The sequence below is a fragment of the Arenicella sp. 4NH20-0111 genome (genome assembly GCF_040366405.1).
GTDB lineage: Bacteria > Pseudomonadota > Gammaproteobacteria > Arenicellales > Arenicellaceae > Arenicella.
Genome location: NZ_BAABWF010000012.1, coordinates 1 through 26700 on the forward strand (window position 1 = coordinate 1; position 26700 = coordinate 26700).

At 46.2% G+C, this 26700-nt stretch carries 26 protein-coding genes; 8 read left to right on the top strand and 18 right to left on the bottom strand.

What is annotated here, in order from left to right; all coding sequences use genetic code 11:
* A partial coding sequence (locus ABWW54_RS18010; RefSeq protein WP_353414320.1) for a hypothetical protein occupies window positions 1–450 on the top strand: 450 nt, incomplete at its 5' end.
* 407 nt (window positions 451–857) lie between these two features.
* Here the strand turns inward: ABWW54_RS18010 and ABWW54_RS18015 are convergent.
* The 3 genes from ABWW54_RS18015 to ABWW54_RS18025 form a co-directional block, all read right to left on the bottom strand.
* Window positions 858–1337: a GNAT family N-acetyltransferase gene (locus tag ABWW54_RS18015; protein ID WP_353414322.1), complete on the bottom strand. Its 480-nt coding sequence runs from the start codon at window positions 1335–1337 to the stop codon at window positions 858–860.
* Window positions 1334–1894 (bottom strand): helix-turn-helix domain-containing protein, encoded by a 561-nt coding sequence (locus ABWW54_RS18020; protein ID WP_353414323.1) that lies wholly within the window; start codon window positions 1892–1894, stop codon window positions 1334–1336. The genes ABWW54_RS18015 and ABWW54_RS18020 overlap by 4 nt, the downstream gene beginning before the upstream one ends.
* Window positions 1895–2001: 107 nt before the next feature.
* On the bottom strand, window positions 2002–3402 hold the full coding sequence (locus ABWW54_RS18025; RefSeq protein WP_353414325.1) for a pyridoxal phosphate-dependent decarboxylase family protein: 1401 nt from the start codon (window positions 3400–3402) through the stop codon (window positions 2002–2004).
* A gap of 54 nt (window positions 3403–3456) precedes the next feature.
* On the opposite strand from ABWW54_RS18025, the gene ABWW54_RS18030 reads away from it, so the two are divergent.
* Window positions 3457–3771 (top strand): ArsR/SmtB family transcription factor, encoded by a 315-nt coding sequence (locus ABWW54_RS18030; RefSeq protein ID WP_353414326.1) that lies wholly within the window; start codon window positions 3457–3459, stop codon window positions 3769–3771.
* Window positions 3772–3844: 73 nt separating this feature from the next.
* Here ABWW54_RS18030 and ABWW54_RS18035 read toward each other — a convergent pair whose 3' ends face one another.
* The 6 genes from ABWW54_RS18035 to ABWW54_RS18060 form a co-directional block, all read right to left on the bottom strand.
* Window positions 3845–4408 (bottom strand): hypothetical protein, encoded by a 564-nt coding sequence (locus ABWW54_RS18035; protein WP_353414328.1) that lies wholly within the window; start codon window positions 4406–4408, stop codon window positions 3845–3847.
* A 121-nt stretch (window positions 4409–4529) separates the two neighbouring features.
* Window positions 4530–5174: a cation efflux transmembrane domain-containing protein gene (locus ABWW54_RS18040; protein ID WP_353414330.1), complete on the bottom strand. Its 645-nt coding sequence runs from the start codon at window positions 5172–5174 to the stop codon at window positions 4530–4532.
* Between the two features lie 13 nt (window positions 5175–5187).
* Window positions 5188–5523 (bottom strand): ArsR/SmtB family transcription factor, encoded by a 336-nt coding sequence (locus ABWW54_RS18045; RefSeq protein ID WP_353414332.1) that lies wholly within the window; start codon window positions 5521–5523, stop codon window positions 5188–5190.
* A complete protein-coding gene (locus ABWW54_RS18050; protein WP_353414334.1) occupies window positions 5520–5852 on the bottom strand; it encodes a DUF3703 domain-containing protein in 333 nt (110 codons plus the stop codon). Before ABWW54_RS18050 ends, ABWW54_RS18045 begins: the two co-directional genes overlap by 4 nt.
* A 318-nt stretch (window positions 5853–6170) precedes the next feature.
* A complete protein-coding gene (locus tag ABWW54_RS18055; RefSeq protein ID WP_353414336.1) occupies window positions 6171–7613 on the bottom strand; it encodes a M48 family metalloprotease in 1443 nt (480 codons plus the stop codon).
* A 116-nt stretch (window positions 7614–7729) separates the two neighbouring features.
* Window positions 7730–8368, bottom strand: coding sequence for a ParA family protein (locus tag ABWW54_RS18060; protein WP_353414338.1), 639 nt, complete (start codon window positions 8366–8368; stop codon window positions 7730–7732).
* Window positions 8369–8565: 197 nt separating this feature from the next.
* On the opposite strand from ABWW54_RS18060, the gene creB reads away from it, so the two are divergent.
* The 3 genes from creB (at window position 8566) to ABWW54_RS18075 (ending at window position 11779) form a co-directional block, all read left to right on the top strand.
* On the top strand, window positions 8566–9306 hold the full coding sequence (gene creB / locus ABWW54_RS18065; RefSeq protein ID WP_353414340.1) for a two-component system response regulator CreB: 741 nt from the start codon (window positions 8566–8568) through the stop codon (window positions 9304–9306).
* A 2-nt stretch (window positions 9307–9308) separates the two neighbouring features.
* Window positions 9309–10805 (top strand): two-component system sensor histidine kinase CreC, encoded by a 1497-nt coding sequence (creC, locus tag ABWW54_RS18070; RefSeq protein WP_353414342.1) that lies wholly within the window; start codon window positions 9309–9311, stop codon window positions 10803–10805.
* Between the two features lie 317 nt (window positions 10806–11122).
* Window positions 11123–11779 (top strand): TetR/AcrR family transcriptional regulator, encoded by a 657-nt coding sequence (locus ABWW54_RS18075; protein ID WP_353414344.1) that lies wholly within the window; start codon window positions 11123–11125, stop codon window positions 11777–11779.
* A gap of 37 nt (window positions 11780–11816) precedes the next feature.
* Here the strand turns inward: ABWW54_RS18075 and ubiA are convergent, their stop codons facing one another.
* The 3 genes from ubiA to ABWW54_RS18090 are packed head-to-tail and all read right to left on the bottom strand — an operon-like array spanning window position 11817 to window position 15182.
* Window positions 11817–12680, bottom strand: coding sequence for a 4-hydroxybenzoate octaprenyltransferase (ubiA, locus tag ABWW54_RS18080; RefSeq protein ID WP_353414346.1), 864 nt, complete (start codon window positions 12678–12680; stop codon window positions 11817–11819).
* Window positions 12673–14763, bottom strand: coding sequence for an ATP-dependent DNA helicase RecG (gene recG / locus ABWW54_RS18085; RefSeq protein WP_353414348.1), 2091 nt, complete (start codon window positions 14761–14763; stop codon window positions 12673–12675). The genes ubiA and recG overlap by 8 nt, the downstream gene beginning before the upstream one ends.
* Window positions 14764–14801: 38 nt before the next feature.
* Complete coding sequence (locus tag ABWW54_RS18090) at window positions 14802–15182, bottom strand: RidA family protein (protein WP_353414350.1); 381 nt, start codon at window positions 15180–15182, stop codon at window positions 14802–14804.
* A gap of 417 nt (window positions 15183–15599) precedes the next feature.
* Here ABWW54_RS18090 and ABWW54_RS18095 point away from each other — a divergent pair, with 417 nt between their 5' ends.
* Window positions 15600–15806 carry a cold-shock protein gene (locus ABWW54_RS18095; RefSeq protein ID WP_353414352.1) on the top strand — a complete coding sequence of 69 codons (207 nt, stop codon included), beginning with the start codon at window positions 15600–15602 and terminating at the stop codon, window positions 15804–15806.
* Window positions 15807–16029: 223 nt separating this feature from the next.
* On the opposite strand, the gene ABWW54_RS18100 is transcribed toward ABWW54_RS18095, so the two are convergent.
* From ABWW54_RS18100 to ABWW54_RS18115, 4 genes are all read right to left on the bottom strand, one after another.
* Window positions 16030–18210 carry a RelA/SpoT family protein gene (locus ABWW54_RS18100; protein ID WP_353414354.1) on the bottom strand — a complete coding sequence of 727 codons (2181 nt, stop codon included), beginning with the start codon at window positions 18208–18210 and terminating at the stop codon, window positions 16030–16032.
* A 133-nt stretch (window positions 18211–18343) separates the two neighbouring features.
* On the bottom strand, window positions 18344–18664 hold the full coding sequence (gene rpoZ, locus ABWW54_RS18105; RefSeq protein ID WP_353414355.1) for a DNA-directed RNA polymerase subunit omega: 321 nt from the start codon (window positions 18662–18664) through the stop codon (window positions 18344–18346).
* A gap of 150 nt (window positions 18665–18814) precedes the next feature.
* Entirely contained in the window at window positions 18815–19426 is a 612-nt protein-coding gene (gmk, locus tag ABWW54_RS18110) for a guanylate kinase (RefSeq protein ID WP_353414356.1), read from the bottom strand.
* 280 nt (window positions 19427–19706) lie between these two features.
* Window positions 19707–21149: an aminotransferase-like domain-containing protein gene (locus ABWW54_RS18115; protein WP_353414358.1), complete on the bottom strand. Its 1443-nt coding sequence runs from the start codon at window positions 21147–21149 to the stop codon at window positions 19707–19709.
* 159 nt (window positions 21150–21308) lie between these two features.
* Here ABWW54_RS18115 and ABWW54_RS18120 point away from each other — a divergent pair, with 159 nt between their 5' ends.
* Window positions 21309–22223, top strand: coding sequence for a DMT family transporter (locus tag ABWW54_RS18120; RefSeq protein ID WP_353414360.1), 915 nt, complete (start codon window positions 21309–21311; stop codon window positions 22221–22223).
* Between the two features lie 53 nt (window positions 22224–22276).
* Here ABWW54_RS18120 and ABWW54_RS18125 read toward each other — a convergent pair whose 3' ends face one another.
* Window positions 22277–24349: a TonB-dependent receptor gene (locus ABWW54_RS18125; RefSeq protein WP_353414362.1), complete on the bottom strand. Its 2073-nt coding sequence runs from the start codon at window positions 24347–24349 to the stop codon at window positions 22277–22279.
* 161 nt (window positions 24350–24510) lie between these two features.
* On the opposite strand from ABWW54_RS18125, the gene ABWW54_RS18130 reads away from it, so the two are divergent.
* Window positions 24511–25788 carry an alpha/beta hydrolase family protein gene (locus ABWW54_RS18130; RefSeq protein WP_353414363.1) on the top strand — a complete coding sequence of 426 codons (1278 nt, stop codon included), beginning with the start codon at window positions 24511–24513 and terminating at the stop codon, window positions 25786–25788.
* 88 nt (window positions 25789–25876) lie between these two features.
* Here the strand turns inward: ABWW54_RS18130 and ABWW54_RS18135 are convergent, their stop codons facing one another.
* Complete coding sequence (locus ABWW54_RS18135) at window positions 25877–26644, bottom strand: SapC family protein (RefSeq protein WP_353414365.1); 768 nt, start codon at window positions 26642–26644, stop codon at window positions 25877–25879.
* Window positions 26645–26700 lie beyond the last annotated feature (56 nt).

Genomic DNA, 26700 nt, shown 5'->3' on the forward strand with positions numbered 1-26700 from the left:
AGTACAGGGAAATTCATCATGCTTAAGAAATTAAAATCACTATTCTCAAGCTCTATCGAAATAGAAGAAGCTGAAGGTAGACCTCAATTAATTGCTATTAATCATGATGATTATCATGCCGAGCACATTGGTAGAGCAGAGGATGGTAGTCAGTTCTTTTTAACTACCCCGTTCGAGCCGAAATTTTCAAATAAGGAAGGTTGTGAATATCTTGCGCTGTTCAAGTTTGATTCAGAAGGTAATCTGATTGATTCTGAAGTTGAATCTTTTGGTCCAAGAGGAACTTTTAACGAAGATAAAAGAAAAGCAAGATATACCGAGCTACTAAAAAAATTAGGAAAAGTGGCATATCAAAGAATAGAGATAAAACCATTTTCAATTACATACAACAAAACAGAAATTGGGCTTATCGTAAGAGAGCCTGAAGACTATTTTTATGGAGCTTTCTAGTGCAGCATTACTTTCAAAAAATTGTATTTTCATCTCTGATTTTGTACGTTTTCTTATTAGTTAATCCGATTTTATTTCCGCGAGAATATTCCACTGAAATTATTAACGCGTACTCTTGGTCAGGGTACGGTGGCCTATTGAATCCCCGTGGAATTCTCCCTTATTTGTTAAGTATATCAATGGTGGCGTCTCTTATCGGTATTTCACTTTACGATAGAAGAGCTAGAAAAGCGCTACTGTTTTTATATACTTTAAACCTGATTCTATTGCCACTTTGGGGTATACACGTATCTGGCCCACTCGATGGTCTATTAAGTTCTCTGATTAATGTAGGTTTGGTCAGTACTTTGGTTCTATCGTATACCAGCCTAGACAGTTTTTTTGACTAGCAAGCTGTCTTTAGAAGGTTAGAAGGCTTTAGAACGTCTTCGGTCTAAGGCGAGATGAAAAAACTGATTGAAGTCACTGTCTAGATACCCACCGAACACCTCTCCTTGAGTAAAACCGTATTTTCGATATAACTCAAGCGCCGGTTCAAATGCTTCTCCTGATCCAGTTTCAAGGCTCAGTATCTTAAAACCCGATAGGCGTGCTTCAGTCATGATGTGCTCCAATATTTTGGCCGCCACGCCTTTGCGTAAATGCTTTTGGTGTGTGCGCATGGACTTAACTTCCGCTCGTTGCTTGGTTACCGCCTTCAAGGCTCCGCATCCCATTAACTGATTGTCCTCCCAAGCTGTCCAGAATTGTATTTCCGGCGCTCTAAGCGCCGATGTATCCAATGCAAAAACACTTCCAACCGGCGAGTTCTCATGCATTTGCGCTAGGTGTTCGTGTAAGAGCTTAGTTACCATAGGGTTATCTAGACCACCTTCCACGATTTTCATGGTTTGCTGTTGATCACTAAATATTCAGCGTCAACACCTCCTAAATTTTGAAATCGTGATGCACCATGAAGTTTTAATGCCACACAGTCCATTGCTCTAACATGGTAAGGCTGGTCATCAAAGGTCAATTGAAGCTCACCCTTGAGCACAATGATGTGTTGCTCCATCCCCTCAATTGGTGGCTTCGCGTATCCGACATCGGCACCTTTAGGCAGCGTGCCGTGCATAACCTCAACTCGGTAATTTTGAGCGGGAGGAGACAGCGCAACTCGAATGAAGCCTGATTCAGGGTCGCGCCAACTTTGTGCTTCACTAAATGTCAGGTGGCGGGCTGAGTCTGCTTCTAACGCCAACATTAGACTCGACATGGTGACACCATAGACTGAGCACAGTTTTCCTAAAGTGCTGGCCGTAGGGCTTGTCTTTGCTCGTTCAATTCGCGACAACGTAGCTCGACTGATTCCTGACAAGTTAGCAACCTCATCTAAAGACAAACCCCGCTGATCGCGAATAACTTCAAGCCTAGTGGCCAATAAGTGATCTTGATTTACACCCATATTCCCATATATGCAATTAATTCTCTTATATGGAATATATTGTACTCACAGCCACAATTCAAGTTCAGACGCTAAGATCAATGAACACACTGCAATTTCATCAAAAATTATGATCGAAATAGGCCCAACTCATCACTCGCTGATTTAATTGCGTTAACGGTCTCTTCGACGTCTTCACGACAGGTTACCCATGACGAAACGCTGATTCTAAAAGCTTGTCGCCCTTGCCAGCGAGTAACTCCAAACCAGGCGATACCAGAATTAACAACCCATTCTACGATATCGGACACTCTGGCTTCATCAGGCGAATAGGTTGCCACCACTTGGTTTAAGACAACGTCGTTTAGTACCTCAAAACCCATCGCCTCCAACTCATCGGCGAGCAACCTTGCGTGATCACAACAATCATTTACTAATTCTTGCACTCCGTGACGCCCTAGGCTTTTTAAAGCCGCCCAAATGTCTACCCCTCTTGCGGCCCTAGAAAGTTCAGGCATCATGTCTTTTGCATCAATGTTTTTACTCACCTCAAAATAGGGGGCAACGGTAGCCATTGATTTGTGTACGTCTTCAGGGTGACGGCATATTGCAATGCCGCTATCGTAAGGGGTGTTGAGCCATTTGTGGCCATCGGTCACCCAACTGTCTGCTTCCTCAAACCCGGCGATCAAGTGCTTTTTACGACTACTCGCTGCCGCCCAAAGACCAAATGCGCCATCTACATGCACCCATGCGCCGTTAGATCGGGCTTTTTCCACAATTTTGCCAATTGGATCTATCGCTCCTGAATTAACGTTGCCCGCCTGAGTCAAAACGATGGTGCGTTCATCAAGCTCGGGTAGCTCAGACACCTTCATGGCACCGTTAGAGTCCACCGGCACGTATTCGATTAAATCGGTGCCTATACCCAACATTGCCAGTACCTTCTCAACGGTAAAATGCACTTCCCGTGAAGCTACCACCCGCAAACTGGGGGCTCCGAATAGGCCCTGTTTTTCCACATTCCAATTAAGCTTACTCAATAAGCGATGCCTTGCTGCAGCTAGGCTTACGAAGTTGCCCATGGTGGTACCAGTTACAAAACCAACGCTACTGCTCCTTGGAAGGTTAAACAAATTCAGTAGCCAATCGGAGGAGACTCTTTCCAGATGAGCTGAAATCGGGCTTGTGATTTCCGTTGTGGCCAGCTGATCCCATGCTGACATCAGGGCTCTTGCTCCGACGCAGGCCGGCAACGAACCACCAACGACCAGCCCAAAAAATCGTCCCCCAGCAGTGGCGACCGTTGCTGGGCTTCCAAAGCGGTGCAACATATCAACCACGTCTAAAGGGTTACTAGGCCCGTCCGGTAGCGGTTCAGAAAACGCATCCATTAACGTGATATCAGCTTTTGAAGGCGAGACTCTTCGCAAGGCTAGATTGGACAAATAGTCTGACGCATGTTCGCTGCCCTGTTGATGAGCCTTCTCAGAAAGTAGGAGTTTTGAATGTGCAGAAAGTGTCTTCATTGAGAGTTATACTAGGTTGACGTTATCTATATTTGAATATTACTATATAACTATATGACTGAACAGCATGACGTACAAAGGTCGGTCAAAGTGCTTAAAGCCATCGCCAACGAGAACAGATTGCAAATACTGCGTTGGATTTTAAACCCGGTCGCGCACTTTGAACCTCAAGTCGACGGAGATTTGGTTGACGACGGTGTTTGCATTGGCCGAATAACCGACAAGATAAGGCTCAGCCAACCCACCGTTACCAACCACATGAAACTCCTATGTGATGCTGGCTTAGTCTCTTCCAAGAAAATCAAGAATTGGGTTTTCTATAAACCACATCGTGAAAAAATACGCCAAGCCTTAGAGTCAGTGATCTAATTCAAGGCGCGAATATACAATCGAAAAAAGACTACTCAGATTTTCTTCGCTGGTCTGAACCTCTCAATTGCTTTTACTTAAACAAGACCAATAACGCCTCTAACTCTGCCTGAGTTGGAGGCGCTAAGGTACCCTCGTCGCTAATGTTACGAGCTAGACTTAATCGTTTTCGCCGCTCTTCCGATTCATGCCATTGGTATTCAAGGCTTTTAGTGAATCTGTTACCATGAACAGTGGATATGGCCCCATTCGTCAGGCCCAATAACTCTAGCGCTTGGTAGTGAACCGTCTTACCACCTATTTTACGTCCATTGTCTATCTCATTTTCGATACTGGAAGCAAAATAAAGTGGGTTCTTTAACTTCTCAGTTCGCTCGCGCTTGCGAAAGTTAATGAACGTTTTCTGGCCCTGTTGATCTAAATACTGCCATTGGCACTCCGTGGTAGTCACGCCGTCTCTAGAGGCATAGACGTTCTGTTCTACGACGCTACCCTCTTCGAGTTCAAGTAATGCAGCAATCTGAGCGGGCGTTGACGCTGCACAAGCATGCTCATCCTGAGCGTAACTTGCGCTACTAAAAGAAATTAATAGGGAGATTAAAACGGGGACGCTAAACGATGATGTTTGTTGATTCATTGACTACTCCTTTGGTTGACGCATCAAGCAAGAGGCTTAACCTTGCCGTGAACCGAAATTCTATCGCTTACTCGATCGACAATGGAATCCCCTGTTTAGGTGATATTCGATAACGTGGGCATCAATGTTTGTGTGAGCTGACTTGATTCCGCAAATGCTCCTCACGTAATTCGGCACGCGCCAGACCAAAGATTTTCACCGCCGAGGTCAACGCCAAACTCGCCATGATCACGGCAACAATCAAGTCAGGCCAACGGCTGTACGTCGCAAAGACCCCACCGGCGGCGGCAATGACCGCAAGGTTACCAATGGCATCATTTCTGCTACAAAGCCAGACCGATTGCATGTTGCTATCCCCGGTTCGAAACTTAAACAAAGCAAACGCAACGGCGACGTTCGCCAGTAATGCCAAGAATCCGATCGCGCCCATGGTCTGAGCAACTGGAACGCTACCATTCGCCGCCTTGTGGATCGCACTGAGCAGCACAAACGCGGCAAAGGCGAGCATCGTTAACGCTTTAAAAATCGACGCCCTTGCCCTCACCGTCAACGAGGACGCAACCACAAAAAGACTGATTGCATAGTTTGCCGAGTCACCAAAAAAATCCAACGCATCGGCCTTTAATGCGAGGGAATCGCTCAATTCGCTGGCCGTAATTTCGATAAAAAACATCCCTGCGTTCACGATCAAAGCAAACCACAAGACTTTTCGAAAGACCGGGTCGTTTGCATTCGCGTTCTCTGATGGACAACAGTGACCAGACATAATCTCCTCCAGGCTAAGCGCCTACTTCTCCGGTGGGCTCTGAAAAATGGGCGACCATGTCATCAATGACACATTGAACATGAGCATCTGCGGCCACATAGAATATCTGCTTACCTCGCCTCTCTGCTCTCACCATTCTTGCTGCTTTGAGCAACCTTAAATGGTGACTTACTAGCGGCTGAGATAACGATAACGTTGATGCAATATCACTGACGCTGATGGGCTCGCGAAGGCAAGTCATGATAATGCGCAGGCGAGTTGGATCTCCCATCAAACTGAATAGGTCAGCCAATTGCTCTATCAAGGCATTTTCGTCAGGTTGAACTTGCTGATTTAGCTCACCAGTCATGAATAATATCCCTTGAGATGCTCGGGTATGGGCATGGTTTGTAAAGCGCTCACTGACGCTCTGCCTGAATTTCCTTCAGGCACCCATATTTTTGAAAAAATAAGAGACGCGAGCATTCTGAGAATTTGCCCAAAAAACTCTCGCTTATCGTTCGTACGCAAGGATACTCTGAGCATCCACCAATGGCTTAACGTATGCTCTCTAATATATTTTTGCCCTAAAATGTGTGCGTCTTCAAAATGCTCATAGGCTCGTGAGTAATCACTCTGCTTGAAGAACGCGATGCCGGTCTTCAACCTTTCGCGGGATTCGCGTTTTAACAATTGCATGGCGGATTCCAACTTCTCATATAAACACATATTTATATATACACTTATGAGCACAAAAGGTCAAATTGTTTGGTTCGCAACACTGTATTGCAACAACATAGTCGCCGCATAAATAAAGGATGACGCCAACAACCCCAAGCTATTCCTTATTGGGGCTGTCGTGTGATGTTGACTGGCACAAGGGTTAGGCCCTAAGCTTTCCGCGCAAGAAGCGCATAATCCAAGCGAATTGTTTTTAACTTAGTTCAAAACAATTCAAAAGCGGCGTGCACGAGTGCAGCAAAGCAGTCGGTGCTCGGCCCTTGAATCAGCTTAATTCTACTGAATGATTTTGATCATTTGGCCCGCTTTAGGCTCACCATCAGGATACAGCCCATTGATTAAGCGAATTTGTGCTTGAGCGTACTTATCTAAATTAGACTTTCTTGCAAGTGATGCGATCGTATCTCCCCGCTTTGCTTTGATCAGCTTTATGCTGCGTCCTTCAGCTAATTTTCTCTCGCTAGGCTTTAAACGTCTCACGCTTTTCGCAACGTCAAAAAATTCTTGATTTGGCGGCTGACTTTTACCAACGCCAGAAATCACGTACGCCTGATTACCTCGGGTTACCATTGCCACCCGAAGGTTTTGTTGTTGTCCCGTTTGCTTATCGCTGATTGTGGCAACGCCCGCTACCGCCATGTCTTCATGCGTCTGTACATCCGTTGCATCTCTAAACTGAGGAAATTTCGTACCTAAGTATCTAACGCCATCTACCGGCGGCGCGACCGAGTCCATTTTCATCTGAATGAGCTTCGAACGATCCGGCGCGATTGCCGCTAAGACAGACGGTGTATTTTGTATGCTCCAGCCGTCGGGAAATTCTACGAAAAGGTCTAACGCTTTATGATAAAACTTATTTCCTCTTGTAATGCCCTGCTTCTCACTCTCTCCATAGGCCATGCCATTGGTTAACCTCAAAAATTCACCATCGTCCGGAACAGGTTTGGTTGTGTCTCGGTATTTATCCGCAGCCGCAACCGCCTCTTGTAATCGGCGATCGTTTTTGGGGTGTGTGGAAAACAAGCCATGATACCCTTGAACTTGCCTACCTTCAGCGCGCGCTTTCTCCTGTGCGAAGAGCTCCTGGTCTTTTAAAATACCAATGACTCCAACCATGTCATCCGGTGAGTAGTTATTTTGAGCAATGTATTCTGCGCCCAATCGATCCGACTGTAACTCCTGCTCGCGACCATAACCACTGATTAAAGCACCGCCGAACATTTGCGACGCTTGAGCCAACTCCTGACTCCCGGTTCCGATAGCCACTGCCACCGTCGCGAGTGTTCCCAACTGAGATTGCGCTGCGCGTTGAGCGCCGTGGGCAGCCGTCACGTGGCCAATTTCATGCCCTATGACACCCGCAAGGTGGGCTTCCTTGGTCATGTACGACATGATCCCACGTGTTATGTAGATAAATCCGCCTGGCAATGCAAAGGCGTTAACCTGGGGGCTGTCTAGCAGCGTAAACGTAAAATCCAGATTTGAACGATGGCTTTTCTTTGCTAGCCGCTGGCCGATATCATTAACGTAAGCTTGCAGTTCAGGATCATCATAGACAGAATATTCTTGCATGATTTTGGGGTGATTAGCGCGTCCAGTACTGATCTCCCAACTTTCAGACATCGCCAGTTGGCGTTTGCCTGTCACAGGGTTAGTAGAACAGCCCTGTAATAATAACAACGCAATCGCGATAAAAATAAACGGGCCAAAACGACTCATAGTGCACCTACGTGAGATAAAATTATAGCGCCTGTATGGTAACAAGCCTCAGCAACGACATAAACTCAGGTTTATGTCGTCATCAAACGTTTTGCAAAATCTTACCTTTCAGAGGGCTAGTTTTTTACCTTTCGCTTGCCTTCTAACCACTTAATGATAGGTTCCCACTCCTTCATGTCTTGCTTGACTTCCGCCAATGGCATTTCAAAGATGCCTACGCCAGTGTCTGCGGCTTTAATGTAGTTTTGAGAGTTTCTCAAAGCGCCAATAAATGGAACGTCTAAGGCTTTTAGAAACTTTGCTAAAGACTTATACGACGCGTAGTTTTTGTGCGTGCGATTAGCAACCACGCCCAAAATGGCTTTAGAGTTATTCTTTTTTACATGCCCTAGAATGTCTGCCACAAAAGAAGCGGCAACACGCATGTCAATAGCACTTGGCATGACTGGGATCAGTACGACGTCCACCAACTCAACCAACCTCGCTACCTTTTTACTGTCTGTCCGAGCTGGGCAGTCATAAATCACTCGCTCCGTATCTTCCTCGGGATAAATCTTGCCACGAAGACCATCGAACCCTTGAATGGGGTTTTCCGTTTCAGGCCTGACTCGAAGCCACTCGATACTCGATTGTTGAGGATCAAGGTCAACGAGAGCCGTAGAAATATCCCAGACAGCGTAATAGGTCGCTAGGTTAGTAGCGATCGTGGTCTTTCCACACCCTCCCTTAGGGTTAACGACTAAAATTGAGCGCATTTATTGTCTCCTATGAGGTAGCCTAAAGCAGCATTGGCCTAGCTAAGCCTACGCCATATTATGGTATGTATCGGTGCGAGCGGACTGAAAGAGCACCACGAGCATACCGCGAGCATACTATTTTTTCATTTTCTTGCCAAACGACACGAAACAGACTAGCTTCACGTTAGTACTGCACAGCATGGAGAAGAACAAATTTGAAACCCGCTATTTTACTCGTCGAGGACGAGAAGGAAATCGCCGATACCCTCAATTACGCGCTTGCGACTGAGGGCTTTGCGCCTCATTGGGTATCAAATGGGCAAGCCGCATTAGATTGCCTAAGTAACAACAAATTTGTTTTGGCTGTCCTTGATGTCGGCTTGCCGGATGCAAATGGATTTGAGTTACTCAAGTCCATCAGGACATCCGGGCAAGACTTCGCTGACCTGCCCTGCCTATTTTTGACCGCACGGAATGAGGAAATCGACCGTATAATCGGACTCGAAATAGGCGCTGACGATTACGTTTGCAAACCGTTTAGCCCGCGTGAGGTCGTGGCGAGAGTTAAAGCAATATTGAAGCGCTCAAATACGGTCCAACAGGCCACTAAGGTCAAAGAAAACTCTTCGACACAAACCAATTCAGAATTCATACACATCCAGCAAAAACGCCAGATTTTGTATCGTGGAGTTCACATAGAGTTTACTAAAGCTGAATATGAACTCATGGCGCTGTTCTTAGACAAACCTAATCACGTCCATACCCGGCGTGAGCTAATTGAGCACGTATGGTCCGATAAACACCCGTCAGACGATAGGGCAATAGATACACATATAAAGACACTGCGAGCTAAGCTAAAGCAACATAATCCATCAAACGACTTTATCGTCACCCATCGAGGGCATGGTTACAGCCTGAATTTTGACCATCTCGGCACCGAACATCAACAGAGCTAACGTTGAATATTAATGATGGCATTACCCACATCCGCAATGGTCTTGGGCTAAAAGTAAGTTACGGACTGCGCGCGTTCGCAATCTACTTTCTGATACTCGGTTCTTTAGGCTGGTTCTTACTTGACCACGCCATTGAGCGCCTAAATGACGGCATGCGCCAAGCGGCTGAAAACGTCATGGTTGATTCTGTGAACCTGCTAGCGGCGTTAATAGAAAATGACCTAACGAGTGAGGGAGAACTCAACACCGACTCTCTGTCCAACGTTATTGAAAATGCGAAATCTAGGAAACTACTCGCCAACATATACCAAGTCAAAAAGTACAAGGTCAGTGCCGACATCTATGTTACCAACCATCGTGGGATTGTCGTTTACGACTCAACAGGCGAAAACCTAGGACAAGACTTCTCCAATTGGCGCGATGTAAATCTTTCGTTAGGCGGGCGATACGGTGCGCGCACATCACTGATCAGCCGAGAAGTCGATTCAGATCAACGCAAAGCGATGGTAGTCGGCGCACCGATCTCTCATAACGCCGAAACCAGGGGTGTGGTATCTCTGTCTACGCCGATCGAAAGCTTAGAAGAACACTTGGCAACTGAAACTAAACAAATGCAAAGAACGATGATCAGCGCGTTAACGGTCGCTTTGTTTCTGGGCTTTCTTTTGTCAATTTGGTTCAGTAGGTCGGTGAATAAAATTGCTGTCTTCGCGGACAAAATGGCGACGGGGGAAGCGGTCGAAAAACCCAAATTGGTAGACCAACGACTCGCAGATCTTGCTAATTCGGTCGAAAACCTACGAACCCAGCTCGATGGTAAGGAGTACGTTGAAAACTACATTCACAGCCTTACACATGAACTTAAAACCCCTATAACGGGCATTCAAGGGGCCATTGAATTGATTAATGAAGGCCTTCCCAAAGCCGAACAAGAACTATTCCTGACTAATATAAGAACCTCCAATCAACGAATGGCTCGATTGGTAGAAAAAATGTTGCACCTCGCTCAACTAGAGAGCAAAACCATTGCAATAGATCAGAGCAAATTTAAGTTAGCGCCGATGATTCTACGGATCACCAATGAGCGCAAACAAGCACTCTCAGATCGACAGCTCTCGGTAAACACCGATTGCGAAGACGGGCTTATGGCTATAGGAGATAGAGTTCTTATCTCACAAGCCATTTCAAACCTAATAGACAATGCCATCTCTTTTTCCAGACATCACTCAACCTTGAAGATCATGGTAGAGAATGTCAGCGAAGCGACTAAGGTTTGCATTATAAATGAGGGGCCATCGATTCCAGATTTCGCCAGCGAAAGACTTTACGAACGTTTTTTCTCACTGCCTAGAAAGCAAAATGGAGGGGTAGAAACCAAAAGTACTGGATTAGGATTGAGCTTTGTAAAAGAAGTAATGAAGCTTCACAACGGCACGGTCGATGTCAAAAACCACCAAAACGGCGTCAAAGCCGTTCTCTACTGGCCATCAGCTCAGTAGTCACCCTGTATTACGCAGACTAGCCAACTAAATCAAAGATCTTCTCGCAACACCGGAATCAGCCAACCGTGATGGTCAATGAATTTACGCTCAATACGTAAACATAACAGGGGGGGTAAGTGTTCGAGCCGCAGCCCCGAAAGGCAAAATTACTTACAAGACATCACTCTGAAACACTACTGCATCGCGAGAAGAGCTTCGATAAGTCAATTATGATACGAACGTTCCGACCAAATTTCAACTTAACAACAGGTTTTAACCTTTTTTACAAATGTTTGTTATATTGCAAAAAACTAGACAATTCGACTAATTCTAAGATGTCCAAAACAGAAAAATTGTCCCCTCGAGAGCACATTCTCGACGAAGCTGAAAAATTATTTGCAAAAAAAGGGTTTTATGGAACTTCAGTTAGAGAAATAACAGACGCGGCTGACGTTAGATTGGCAAGCGTTAATTATTATTTTAAAAGTAAAGACAATCTATATTCCGAAGTACTGGCCCGACGAGCCAATACGCTTATTGACGCAAGGCGGTCGAAACGAGAGTCTCTGGACTTTAGCGGAATGAGCCAGCGAGAATCGGTTGAAGCGGTCATAAAAGCCATCGTCGACCCACCTTTTAAAAAAGCGGCTACGGGAAATCCTGGATGGCGAAACTACTTAAGTCTGATTGCAACGGAATCAACCTACAGCTACAGCAGAATCGATGAGCATGAAACGGTGCATGACCTTAAGCAAAATAGCACTGACTTTGTTAAATCCTTACAGGAATTGTCTGACTTTGAATCAGATCAAAAAGCGCATCACGCCTACCAATTTATCACCGGTGCTATTCTGTTTATGCTCACTAACAATGGAAGATTAAATCAGTTATCACAGAATAAATATCGCTCAGACGACTACGACGCAATTTATCCTAATTTTTTGAAATTTTTAACTGAAGGCACCTTGGCATTATTGAGTGATGGCGGCTAATCTCATCAAAGGATGCGTGGTCTAAAAGTTCGGTTGCTTAACTGAACCCAGACAGCAATCCAAACCAAATAACCGCTCCGACCCAACCATTGTTTAAAAACGCTTGGAAGCAAGGTATTTTTTCACGACCGCTAATCAACCAGTGCTGGTAGGCAAACATTGAACCCACAATGAGGATTGCAAAGTAAAAATGATTGGCTAGATGAAGTTGATACTTAATGGCGAGCAAACCGAGCATCACAATCAGATGAAGAACGCCAATAGCAAGCCTATCAAACCGTCCAAATAAGATGGCCGTTGATTTGACGCCAATGTTCAAGTCATCTTCACGATCAGACATTGCGTAAGCTGTATCGTAAGCAACCACCCAGCAAAAATTCACAATCACGAGCAACAAAAATACCAAATCGAAATCTCGACTCATTGCCACGTAGATCATTGGAATACAAAAACTGAACGCCACACCCAAAACAGCTTGAGGCGCTTGTATAAATCGCTTCATGAAAGGGTATCCAATCGTCACCGCCATTGCAGGTATTGCCCAAGGCCAAACCTGGGAGGGTAGTGCTAACAGAAGGCACAGTGCGACAATACTCAAAGCCACAAACAACGCTAGTGCTTCAATGGGGGCAATATAGCCAGCCGCTAAAGGCCGTTCTTTAGTCCTCTCTACCAGCGGGTCAATCTTACGATCAGCCAAGTCATTAATTACGCAGCCAGCTGAGCGCATTACAAAAACGCCCATGACGAAAATCCAAAATAAAGATGCCGATGGACGCCCTTCGGAAACTATCCACAAAGTCCAAAGCGTTGGCCACAAGAGTAATAAGGAACCAATCGGCTTATCAAAACGCATCAGCTTTAAGTAATGCGGCACTTTGGTTTCAATGATGTTATGCATTTACGTAATTTTCTTTGCTGCCGATCCAGCGTTCTATCAATGGGTCAACATTCTGAGGTGTAAACTGTAAGAACGCTGTCGCACTGGATTCAATTAAGGGTAATAGGTGCTGATCTCTCATCAGGTCAGCAACTTTAAAACTGACGCTTCCCGTCTGCCGAGTGCCTAAGAGCTCACCAGCACCACGTATCTCAAGATCTTTTTGAGCAATCACAAAACCGTCATTGGTATCTCTAAGAGTCTTCAAACGCTCCTTAGCGTGCTGACTCAGAGGGGTATGGTATAACAAAATACAATAGGATTGATCACTTCCCCGACCAACTCTTCCACGCAGCTGGTGTAACTGAGCTAGCCCCATTCTTTCAGCATTTTCAATAACCATCAGACTGGCATTGGGAACATCAACTCCAACCTCAATTACAGTGGTAGCCACAAGCAAATCTACGTCCCCTTCCCTAAACGCGGCCATCACCGCTTCCTTTTCTTTTGGCTTCAAACGACCATGAACAAGCCCCACCTTTATGCCACCTAACTGAGCACTCAATTCGTCAGCGGTATCGGTTGCGGCTTGAGCTTCGAGCAGTTCCGACTCATCAATCAATGGACACACCCAATAGACTTGCCTGCCTTGTTCGCACGCTGATCGAATCCGCTCTACCACCTCAGCTCTTCGAGACTCAGACGGAATCACGACGGTATCAACGCTCTTTCGCCCCGGCGGTAATTCATCAATGGTCGAGACATCAAGGTCGGCGTAAAACGTCATGGCGAGGGTTCGCGGTATGGGCGTGGCGGTCATAAGCAACTGATGTGGCACTTGCTTATTTGGCGTTTTTTCACGTAACGCTAAGCGCTGCTCCACCCCAAATCGATGCTGCTCATCTATAACAGCAAGCCCTAGAAACTTGTAATTTACCGCTTCTTGAATCAGCGCATGCGTCCCAACGGCCACCAACAACTCTCCAGAGGCCAAGCGTTCTAATGTTTGCCGTTTTTCCTTTGCTGGTGTTTTACTGGCAAGCCAACCCACCTCGATACCCAGGGCATTAAACCACAAAGAAATGGTACGGTAATGTTGCTCTGCAAGAAGCTCGGTTGGCGCCATCAAGACGGTTTGGACGTGACAGGACACTGCCTGCAACATGGCGATCGCTGCCACCACCGTTTTGCCTGACCCGACGTCTCCTTGCACCAAACGCATCGACGGAGAGGCCTCTGCCAAGTCAGACGACACTTCTGCGCACACGCGTTTTTGGGCAGCGGTTAGATCGAATTCAAGTAGCTGCAAAAACCGTTGTTCCGCGCCTAGATCGCGTTCCAATCTTGGTGCACGATCTCTTTCTCGTAAATCGCGTGTCTTTCTCAAACTAAAGTGGTGAGCCAGAAGCTCCTCGACAATAAGGCGTTGATGCGCCGCGCCATTAGCTTGTTGCATCGAAACCATGTTCAGGTCAGCGCTCGGCCGGTGTAACGTCCTCAAAGCTTGCTGAAGCGTCGCCGCTTCATACGCCTGCTGCAAGGATTCGGGCAAACACCGCTGATCAACCAACTCATCGACTGAGGATAATGCCGAGCCTAACGCTTGATCTGTGAGCTTGCGCCAAAGCAACTGCCCTACCCCGTCGGTGGTTGGGTAAACGGGCGTTAACGTAGTATCCAAGCCACCCCGAGGTTCCTCGGCGGTTACCCTATATTCTGGATGAATCATCTCGAGCCCTTTTGCTCCTCGACGTGCTTCGCCAAAAGCTCGAACCCACAATCCTCGCTGAAAACTTTTTTCTTGAGCCCGGTTAAAATGAAACATACGGATTGTGAGGCTACCCGTCCCGTCACTGACCTTGACAACCAGGCTACGGCGACGCCCGAAAACAACTTGTGCCAACTCTATTTGCGCAATAATTACGCTCGACATTTCCGGTAACAGTGAGCCAATCGGGGTCACTGATGTTTTATCCTCGTAACGGTGGGGCAAATGGAAGAGAACATCTCTCACGGTTCTGACATGCACTCGCTCTAACTTCTGGGCAAGTTGCGGGCCAACTCCAGTCAAAACCGTTACTGAATCAGCTAATTCGATACTCATTTGATCTTAGCTTTCCGTGAAAGTTATGAGAGTCAGTCCTAGTCAATCTGCAAAATCGCATCCACTTCAAGCAGCACACCTTTTGGCAAGGCAGACACCTGAACAGCGGCGCGCGCTGGGTAAGGCTGGCCGACGTACTCTTCCATGACCTTGTTCACGGTAGCGAAATCTTCAAGGTCGGTCATGTAAATGGTCATTTTCACTGCGCTTTTAAGGGTCGATCCGGCGGCTTGAGAAACGGCAGCCAAATTCCGAAACACCTGTTTTGCTTGTTCCTCAAACTCATCGCTCACCACATTCATGCTTTGGGGATCTAAGGGAATTTGGCCAGAAATATAGACGGTATCACCAACTTGCACCGCTTGAGAGTATGCCCCAATAGCGAGTGGTGCTTGATCTGTTTTAATAATTTTTTTCATACATTGAGTCTGACAGCACCTAATTCATTAAACAAGACGGATCAGGTGCCACCCTTAGAAATAACTGTTTATACAGCCAGCATATCGACACTAAGATGTTATTTCCAGCACTTTTCATACACCCTCAAATAGCCGCTATTTAGCAATTAATAAAAACGTTTAAATAACAAACATTTAATTAACACTAAAACAATGGTATGGTGGCGCTGGAACGGTTAAACAGGCGTATTCTTATTACATCTGTTAAAGATGTTGTATTCAAAGAATACCGACATCGCTTTCGATCAAGAGTATAATTGTCGAGAGTTGATGCAATTCCATAGATATTTGGGATGCCTTAGTCCTAATTTTTGTATGTTCGATCTGGTGAACCCGAACATATCTACACATATTTCACCAAAAAAACGAGTAAAGAAAATGAGTAAAGGTACAGTTAAGTGGTTCAATGCAGACAAAGGTTTTGGTTTCATCACTCCTGAAGGTGGTGGTAAAGACCTGTTTGTACACCATTCTGAGATTCAAAGTGGTGGTGGATACGCAACACTTAATGACGGACAAGAAGTAGAGTTCGAAGTTGGTGAAGGCCAAAAAGGACCATGTGCAAACAAAGTAATTCCGTTATAGGAAGTTACTGAGAAGTAAAGTTTTTACTTTAGAAATGAGCATCTTTTGATGCTCATTTTTATTTCCGTAGCATTACTTAGAATGCTGAGTTTTCATTCCCAAGCTGTGTAAATCCCTACTCAGCGTATCGTGCTGCACCACCTCCGGACAAGGATTTGACGTCCAAGATACAAATACTTCCAATTTCTATTGGTCTATTCACTCTATCGCAGAGTCAGTTTTCCTATCCTTTTTGCCTGATAACTTTGTTAACGTTTGATGTCCGGTAAATCGCTTTAACGATTTTAGCGAGATGAACACGATCCTTTACGTCGATCACAAAATCCATTTGTCGAACGTTATCTGCGCCCTCCCGCAAATCAACGTAGTTAATATTTGAACCATTCTCCGCAATGGCCATCGCCACGTCTGCAAACGCGCCAGACACATGATTTATCTTAACCTGGATCTTTACATGAAACATTTGATCTAAGTCTGCATCCCAATCAACCATCAAGCACTTTTCCGGCTGTCGCTGAATTTCCGATATGTTCGGGCAATCGGTGGTATGGACTGCGAGACCATGCCCTATGGTGAATGTTCCCATAATAGAATCACCGGGGATCGGGCAACAGCATTTTGAATAAGTGACTAACAGCCCTTCCGAGCCTCTAATAATTAGCGGCTCAGGTTCATGCGATTCGCCTTCGGCCCCTTCATCAGACAGTTGCGCTATTTGACGCGCCACCATGTCAGGCAATCGTTGCCCTAGCCCAACTTCAATAAGCAGATCGGACCAGGTTTCCACCTCAAGCTGACTGAGTAGCTTGGTCTTAACTTTGGCCGGTATTTTTCTGCGCCCAAACAACCTTTGCTTAGTCGCACCGGCCAAGAGGCGCTTTCCTAACTTCAGTGCATCGCCTTGAGTTTGGTGCTTTAAATAATTACGGATTTGCGTTCTTGCCTTTGCCGTCACCGCATAATTAAGCCATGCCGTGGTTGGCCAAGAGCTCTTTGAAGTTATTATCTCTACACTGTCACCGTTGGATAACACACTGGGCAGCGAAGCCAGCGAACGATTGATTCTTGCGCCCGTACAATGATTACCCACATCGGTGTGAACCGCATAGGCAAAATCGAGCGCCGTAGAGCCTCTGGGCATCTTCTTAATATCGCCCTTAGGTGTAAAAACATAGACTTCGTCTGGATAAAGGTCCGTCTTTAAGTGCTCTAAGAACTCCACAGGATTTCCTGTTTGGTGCTTCGGATCTAGTAAGTCTAACAACCATTGACGAGCCAAGTGGCTTGAGTTTTCTGCACTGTCTTCTCCTTGCTTATAAACCCAGTGCGCGGCCACGCCTGCTTCCGCCACATGATCCATGTCTTTGGTCCTAATCTGAACTTCAATATTATCGCCTAATGGTCCAAAAACCACGGTGTGTAACGATTGATAGCCATTCGCCTTAGGAATTGCTATGTAATCCACAAAGCGTCCCGGGATGGGCTTGTAAGCATTATGAACAATACCTAAAGCTCGATAACACTCATCGACCGAGTTAACCAATATTCGAAAACCATAGATATCATGCAACTCGTCAAAAGATTTTCGCTTACTGGTCATCTTCTTATAGATGCTGTAGACGGTTTTTCTACGCCCTTTGACAGCAAAGTCAGTCAAGCCAGCAGCTTCAATAGTTTGATCAAGACTGTTTTGCAGCTTTTCAACAATGAGCTTGCGGTTGCCTTCGCGCGTTTCAATCGCTTTAAGAATCGCTGAGTGTCGTTTAGGGTAGAGGTAACTAAAGCATAAATCCTGTAACTCACGCGCCCAGTGATACAGACCTAGTCGTTCAGCGATGGGGGCATAAATATCAATGGTCTGTTGAGAGATACGCTTTTGCTTTTCCGCTCGCATTATCGACAACGTGCGCATGTTATGCAGCCTGTCAGCCAATTTGATGATCATGACCCGCACGTCTTCTGACATGGCCATCAGCATTTTCCGAAAGTTTTCGGCCTCAGCCTGCTCCTTACTCTCAAATTCTATTTGGCCAATCTTGCTGACACCGTCAACCATCAACGCGATGTCTTCACCAAACTGTTCAATTATTTGTTCTTTTGTGGCGTCAGTGTCCTCGATCACGTCATGCAATAACGCGGCCATCAGGGTTCGCGAATCCATCCTAAGTTCCGCCAATGTTTCCGCCACTTCGATTGGATGATGGATGTACTGTTCACCTGACTTTCTGACCTGTCCGCGGTGATACTTTTCAGCGAAAACAAACGCGCGATAAACATCGTCTATGCCAGACTGGGGTAGATACGATGCTAGCCGGTTTTTACACACCGATCTAATGGCTTTTTCTGGCGACTGTGTAAAAAAGCGCCGTTTAGAAAAGCTGTAAGGGTAGGGCTTGATAATCAACTGAAGCTGTTTCTCATAGTGCGGTCGGTCACTGACATTTACGCCACTCAGCAGGCTCGCTGAGTGCGCACAAAAAAGGGCCTAGCCGAAGCCAAACCCTTTAGATAAATCGCGCCTAACGCTGGACGTCATTTTACTCAGACGCGCCCGTTGCTCCAGCCAATTCCGCCTGAAGAGCGGCCGTCAGCGCATCAAGCTCATTCGACTCTGCTTCCTCTTCCTCTGCTGGCGCTGCTTCCAAAAACTCATCTTCCACAACATCTTTCAATATATCGCGAGTAACAAGACCATCAGCAATTTCACGCAGCGCGATTACCGTAGGCTTATCATTTTCTTCATCAACGTACGGTTCTGAACCTAATGAAATTTGACGCGCACGTTTTGTAGCAACCAACACAAGTTGAAATCGGTTATCAACGTTGTTCAAACAGTCTTCGACGGTAACTCGAGCCATGGCTCACCTCTTAATCTTATTAAATCTAACTAAAAATTCGAATATTTTCTAACCTGATGACCGTAACTTTACGTCACGCTCAGGCTATGTTTATCTGGCTTAACGCCCATTGATCGCGCCCCAATCATTCAACGCAACTGGTGCTTCGCGTTACACACCGTCCAGCAGTGCATCAATATCCAGCGTAAGGGGACGAATACTATCACCTTCTCCATCAAGAATCAGTGTCAAATCACGTAAAGCTTGATTAAAGTCATCATTGAGCACGATGAAATCAGATTCTCTGCAGTGCGCCATCTCATCATAGGCCTTCTGCATCCGCGCTGCGATCACATCAGCTGAGTCACTACCACGACTGCGCAGGCGCCGTTCCAGTTCGTCAATAGATGGTGGAAGAATCGAAATACTCACCGCCTTTGGCATCTGCTGCCTCACGAGACGCGCACCTTGCCAATCGATATCAAGCATGACATTGTCCCCTTTCGCCAGCATTTCTTCTACCGCCAGCCGAGACGTTCCATAGTAGTTACCATAAACTTGAGCGTGCTCTAAGAAAACGCCGTCTTCCGTCATTGCCAGAAACTCATCTTTACTCGTGAAAAAGTAATCTACGCCGTCTACTTCATTTGCTCGACGATGACGAGTTGTGTGGGACACCGACATTCGGCAATTCCCTGAATTTGCAATCAAAGCGCGCGCCAGACTGGTTTTGCCCGCTCCAGAAGGGGCAGAAATGATAAATAGCTTGCCGGTGACGTGCATATTCTAATTTGGGGGCCACAAAATCTAAAGGCCGTAGTTTACTCGAAATAGCGAAGGTAAATAAAGGCTCATCACGGCTTCACTGACTATAAAGCAGACTCACTCAAAGCAATCTTATCAACGACTATTACACAAAGCCCCATAGCACCCATTTTGGCGCATTCAAGGCTGTACAAATCAACAGTGCGTAAATTGCTCGACCGCCGATACCAACAATTTAATTGAGCTCGCAACCACAGCGCGAACCGAACGAGTTAAGCCTACATCGATTCACCGAGATTTACGAAGACCCCTCTTTAACAAGCTCACCTAAGATTCGATAGCTTTCTTCTATTTTGTCGCTCCACTGAACCCCATAGCTGACCCGAATGCAGTGCTTGAATTTGTCGCTCGGAGAAAAAAGCGTTCCCGGCGCAATGCTAATATTGTGATCCAAAGCTCTGTGAAATAGATCATTACCATGATTCTTGGACGGCAATTCTACCCACAGAACTCCGCCACCTTGAGGATTACTCATTCGGGTTTCCGTGGGAAAGTACTCAGTTACTAAAGCGATAGCTCGTTGCTTATATCGCTCTAGCACTTGTCGCAAGACTCTGATATTTCTTTCATACTCTCCACTCGCCATAAACTCAGACAAAGTCCATTGATTTAGTAATGACGAAGAGCAGGACAAAGCCCGTTTAACGCGCTTAGCTTGATCATGAAAGCGCCCCGCCAATAGCCACCCAATTCTGTAACCCGGTGCCGCTGTTTTTGAAAAAGAAGAACAGGTTAACACCAACCCTTTAGTCGAAAATCGTTGAGCCAACACACTGCGCGTTTTCTGAAAGTGTAACTCTCCATAAACATCGTCTTCGATCAGGGGTATATCTTTCGACTCAAGTAAATGCACTAACGCCTCTCGTCGCTCATCGTTCATGTACGAACCTAGAGGGTTACTTATGGAACTTGAAAACACACAGGCCTTGACTGGATGTTTCTTCAAAGCGGCTTCCAAATCAGCGAGTCCAACTCCGTGATCTGGACACAATGGTATTTCAAGCGCCATCATACCCAAGCTCTCGATTAGCTCTAAAACACCAAAGTAGGTTGGCGATTCGACCGCGATGATATCTCCTGCTTTGGCCACGCATTTTAATGCTATCGCGATGGCCTCTTGAGCGCCATTGGTAATAAGCACCTCACTTGGGTCAATTTGTAAACCTTGATCAATATGACTAAGCGCCAGTTGTCGCCTTAGTGGCGGAAACCCTTCCATAGGCCCATAGGCTATCGCCTTGTTACCTGCGTTTGCTAACACTCGTCTCATAACTCTCGCCAACGCCTTATCAGAGGAATGTGCCGCGGTTGGGTTCGCCAAACCTAGAGCAACGGATCCAGGCGCATGTATGGCCGTAAATACTTCTTCAATCAGGCTTTGCTTGTTGACCACTCTAGGGCGGCGAGGCGGCGTCGCCTTTTTGGGTCCCTGAACGTCTATATTCTGGGCTTTAAGAAAATAGCCAGATTTCGGCCTGGCCTCAACCATACCCTGACGTTCTAACTCCACATACGCTTGACGAACCGTCGGTATGCTCACCTTTAGCCCCTGGCTAAAGCTTCTCAATGAGGGTAAACGATCTCCCGCCCTAAGGGTTCCAGAGCTTCGCATCTCCATCACCATCTCAACAACCTGCTGATATAGAAAACTCGACTTGTCTCGTTGAATCGCTGTGGACATGGCGCTTAACCCTCGGGTATTGACGTGATGAGAGGGGCTCTCTCGCCACACCATCTGTATATGTTCTATTTTTAATGATCTGTATCTGTTATGTAAACAGATGGAACGTACACTCTACTCAAGTACAAACATTAATGCACCTAGTCTGCCTATATTTATATGAAAAACACCATTCTATATATCGCTACGGTTCTCATTTGGGGGTCAACATGGTTGGCCATTGAATTCCAGCTAGGTGAAGCCTCTGTTCTAACGTCCGTGTTCTATCGTTTTGCGATTGCAGCAGCCGTGATGTGGCTTTACTGCCTCTGGGCGAAAGTACCGTTGAATTTTTCTGTTAAAAACCACGGATATATTGCCCTATTAGCGCTGTTTAACTTCAGCATGAATTATGTGCTGATCTACTCGTCTCAAAAGTACCTAACTTCAGCGATGACAAGCATTGCGTTCTCCACAATGCTACTGATGAACATTGTAAACACGCGATTGTTCTTCGGCAGCCAAATTAGTGCTCGAGTGTACCTTGGTGCACTGTTAGGAATCTTCGGGCTGGTGGCACTCTTTTGGAACGATCTAGCGACAAACGATGAAAACTCTTTGCTAGGACTAGCGCTTGTTCTCGCCTCGGCACTGGTTGCCTCATTGGGCAACATGGCCAGCGTCCGAAACTCTCGAGCAGGCATGAATGTGCTGGCCGTCAACGCCTGGGGCATGCTCTACGGGGCCTTGGCACTGGCACTTATCGTGATAGCAACGGGTACCGGCTTTGACGCGTCTTGGACACCAGCTTATACCGGCTCACTCCTTTACCTAGCAATATTTGGAACCGTAATCGCATTTGCAACCTACTACGTCCTGCTGAACGAAATGGGCCCAGAAAAAGCCAGTTATTCGATTGTTCTCTTTCCCATGGTGGCCGTTGTGTTGAGCAGCCTGTTCGAGGATTTCGTTTGGTCTGCCAACACCTTTATCGGCTTCGCACTCGTGTTGTTAGGCAACGTAGTGATTTTGACGCCTGTGGCTAAAATTAGACAACGCATAGCGGCCTTCAAAACAGCTCGCATTGCGGCGTAGTAAATCAGCGCTAGCGTTTTTACAATTACGTTAATTCAATCGCGATATCAACACTAATTTAACGCGTTGATATCGTATCTCACACCTAAGTAAAAAGAACGTGGCTGGCCCGGAAAATACCGCTCATCCGTAAAACTGGTAAAATCCGCTCGCTCGGCATATCGCGTATCTGAGATATTAAGAATACGCGCCATCACCTTCAAGCGATCACTCACTTTATAGTCAGCTCGCATGTGCCACACATCGTGCCCAGGATACCGTCGTGTATTTTCAGGCTCCAGAAAGTAGGAGTCTGTGTGCTGCCATTCTAATTGGGCTGAGAAAGAGTCACTTGCGCGCCAAGATAAGGTACTGTTTACTAGGCGCTTAGGTGCAGTATCCACCTGATTTCCGTTAATATTAACGTCACCAGAGAATTGGTCAGAGGCGTACTCATGATCCGCCATGGTCGCGGCCACATTCAGCATGACTGACTCACTAAAATTGTGCAAAAACGACACTTCCAGCCCTTGGCTGTCAATCTCGTTGCCGTCAATATTGAAGAAATCACTGTCTCTGATGATGACGTTCTGTTGTTGCATTGCATAGATACTCGCAACAAACTGAGTTCGCTCGCCTTGATAAGAAAAACCAACTTCAATATTGTCTGCGCGCACACTGTCCAAATTCGCTACCTGTTGCTGACGCTGTAAACGATACAATTCCGTCGCTTGAGGAGCTCTAAAAGACGATGCCGCCGAAAAGTGTAACTTTGAGGCGTCGCTGAGCGAGTACTGCAATTCCAGTTTTGGAGACAACTCTGAGAACGAATCGGAGCCGTCTGCAGGACGGCTGTAGCGGCAGCCACCAAACCCACACTCTGTCCCGTCATCTCGAGTTCTGCCGTCAAGGGTTAAATTATCATAGTCGTACTCTAATCTTTCCGCTCTCACGCCCGAGATCAGACTCAGCGAGTCAGTTATTGCCCACCGGATATGGCCAAATGCAGCAAACTGTTGAGCATCCACTTGGTAATCATAGTGAATTCCAGTGGGAATCGTGGCTTGTAAAAACGCAGCCCCCTGAGTGGGCTCGGACTGAGTCTGCAGTAATTCTCCATCTGAAAAGTCAGCGTCTAGGCCAACAGACCAAGATACTAATTCTGCCATGCCTCCACTGAGAGATGACTGCCAACCAATTCCAGTTTGCTTATTCTGCTCAAGGGGGTCTCCAGGCAAAAAATGGAGTAAGAAGTCCATATCAGTTGAACGCAGATAGGGCGTAATTTGTAATTTGTACCCTTGTGCTACTTCTCTACTGAGCTTAGCCCAAGCTCTTAAAGATTTCGTTTTACGAAATGCCTCAGGGTCTAAATTTTGCTCTGACAACGATTCGCTTCGATAACTGTCTAAGCCTGTAATAAAACCCGCTGTTTGCTGATCTAAGCGTGTAAACGTAAGCCCCAAGTCGAGCTTCCAGTCGGCTAATGAACTGGCTTGACGCCAACTGACTTTCTGCTGTTCATAGCCGGCTTCTTGACGAAAAGAATCAGCGTCGGTGATAGTCGCGTAGAATCGACCCTTCGACGTCTCGCCTGCGTATGAATACCCAGTCTTTAAACGGCGATAGGAATCACTCCCAACTTCAAAAGCCACGAAGTCATTACCTTGGCTCGGCAGGTGAACATTAACGCTGCCAGTTAAACTGTTTGAACCGTAAAAGGACGTACCGGGACCGCGAGTCACTTCAATTTGAGATGCTTGCTCAAAATGAGTATCAAACAATTCATTCACATTACAAAATGCCGGCCCCCGCACTGGAATGCCTTCTTCCATGATTAACACGCTAGCACAAGCACCAGCGCCAGTCAGAACCGCACTGCGAATGCCGGGCAAAGATTCCTGTCCATCACCTCGCTGCATACTCACGCCAGGAACTTGCGCGAGGTGCTGCTGAATGTGTTCGGCTTGAGTCCTTGTGAGCTGATCTTCATTGAGAATGGCGATGTTGCTGGGCGCATCGCTCACGGACAGTTCTGTTCGAGTAGCTGAAACAACCACCGTTTCGATGTCGCTAGCAAAGGCCGTGAAACTGGATGAAGACATCAGAAACAAACCAATAGCGGTGAACCTTAACTTACTTTTCATGAGTGCATACAACGTGATTTTTTTGCAGAATATCACCAATCAGATGAAACTTGTCTTGGCTTATGAAACAACTGGAAAGATTGGCCTCAATTCACAATCCATTGCACATAATCTGCAGTAAACTCGATCAAGTTAACCAATTAAAAGCTGACTAAAGAAACATGAAAACACAATTATTGGGAATTACTCTTGCCTTATCACTCTTGTTTTCAAATTCAGACACTCTGGCAACTCAACACAGTACTTCTATGGCCGAACAACTTTATACAACGCAAGACGCCGCCACACCAGAACTGGCCAAAGCCGGCTCCTTAACGGTTGGAGTAACAACAATAACGATCCCTGGGCCCAGTCTTCTTAAAAGCAAAGAAGAACGGACGCTTACCTTAGAGGTTTGGTATCCGGGTAAACACACTGTAGGCGCAATCAACGCGACTTACACCGACGTTACTAGGACAAAAAAGAGTTTTACTCTTCAAGGGAGCGCATTCCGAGATGCCAGCCCACAAGATGGCGATGTGAGCCATCCATTGATAATTTTGTCGCATGGCTACACTGGGTACAGAAGCATCATGTTCTACCTTGGCGAGCATCTCGCCAGCCACGGGTACGTGGTAGCCGCCATTGATCACACCGATTCGACTAACAGTGAAGTTGACTTTGAAAATGGATCTGGAGCAGGGTTTCAAAGCACACTATTACATCGATCTAGAGATCAACAGGCCACGCTCGATTTCTTCAAAAAGAACGGGGCACCATGGAACATCGACTCGAAACGCGCTGGCGTAATCGGCTATTCCATGGGCGGCTATGGCGCACTCAACACGGTAGGAGCGTGCCATTCATTTTCGGAAGAAGTCGCTTCAGCCTTCGGTTTTAAGGCAAATGAACAAAAGGACATTCTGCGTCATCTCAACGGGTGCAACGCCGGGCTAACAAACGTCGATGAAAGCTGGAAAGCAATGGTCGCCCTGGCCCCGTGGGGCGGAGAAAGTGGTGTGATTAGCCAATTGGATAAAATACGCGTGCCAAGTCTTTTTATTGCAGGGGAACAAGACGACGTTTCGGGCTATGAAAATGGCGTTAAGAAATTATTTCTGGAAACGGGAACAAAACATAAGTACCTACTGGTCTATCAAAATGCCCGCCATAACATAGCCCCTCATCCTGCCCCTAAAGCCGCGTACGAAAATGAGTTGGGCCTAGGGCATTATTTCGAGCCAGCGTGGAATACCGAAACTCTGAACCGAATTAACAAGCACATGATTTTAGCGTTCTTAAACTATCATGTAAAAGAACTAAGCTCATTTGAAGAATTCCTTCCAAAAAGAGAAAACATCACTCAGACAAAGCAACAGAATGGACAACTCAACCAGCCTTGGCCTGGATTTAAAGATAGATTTGGAACCGGCGTTTTGTTCTTTCGAGGCGCCAAGTAACGAGAAAGCCTCGAAGCTTTCACAACGAGGCTCTTAAAGTTACGCTCAATTAGTATTGAGCGTAAGCAATACCAAAAGCTTTGGCCGATTACGCTGCAGCGCTTTCGTCTTTCTCCACACCCATCGATACTTGCACAACTCGTTCGCTGCCGCTGTGCTCATTATGCAGTCGAATTAAATGATTCAGTTGATACAAAGAGATCAAAAGCGAATACAGTGGCGCAAGATAATTCTTTTCTCTGAGATCCTTAAATTGCTCTTCACTCAAACCTGCTAATTTAGCCTCGTCAATCGTATTCAGGCCTTTTAGCGTATTAACAGATCCGCCTTCGTAACGGACAGTGACGTCGATCGACCGAATTAAACCCAGCTCATCGATGTATTTACAAAACTGATAAGTGTGAACGTCATTTCGCATATCGTCTTGCAGTACGGAGGTAATGCGAGAAAGCATCGCGCCTGCTTTTTTGTTTTCCTCGAATAATGGTTCACCGTCTTCTTTAGAAAAAGCCGCGTGCTCGGGATCAATCCCAATAGTATATTGCTTCTCTTCTGTGGGATGTTTCATCAAGAAAAAAGGGTACGTCGTCATAGCTGAAGGCTGATAAATGCCTTGCCATTTGCCATCGCGAACCAATAAGTTTTTCTCTAGTTCATACGATGTAATCGCTGAAATTAACCATTCGCCATCTTGACCAGACTTGGTTAAAAACACGGGAACCTCACAAGCCGCTCGACTAATTTCAGTCACACGTAAGCTCATAATATGAGTTCTTCTTGCTACCTCTACTGCGGCTGACGTATCTAATTTAAGATGACCATGAGCCTCGGGGGTTAATTCTACTAATTCTGCCATTGGTATAAAATCGTTCAAATATTTTTATTATTAGCAACCCATGTCGGGCCACCATA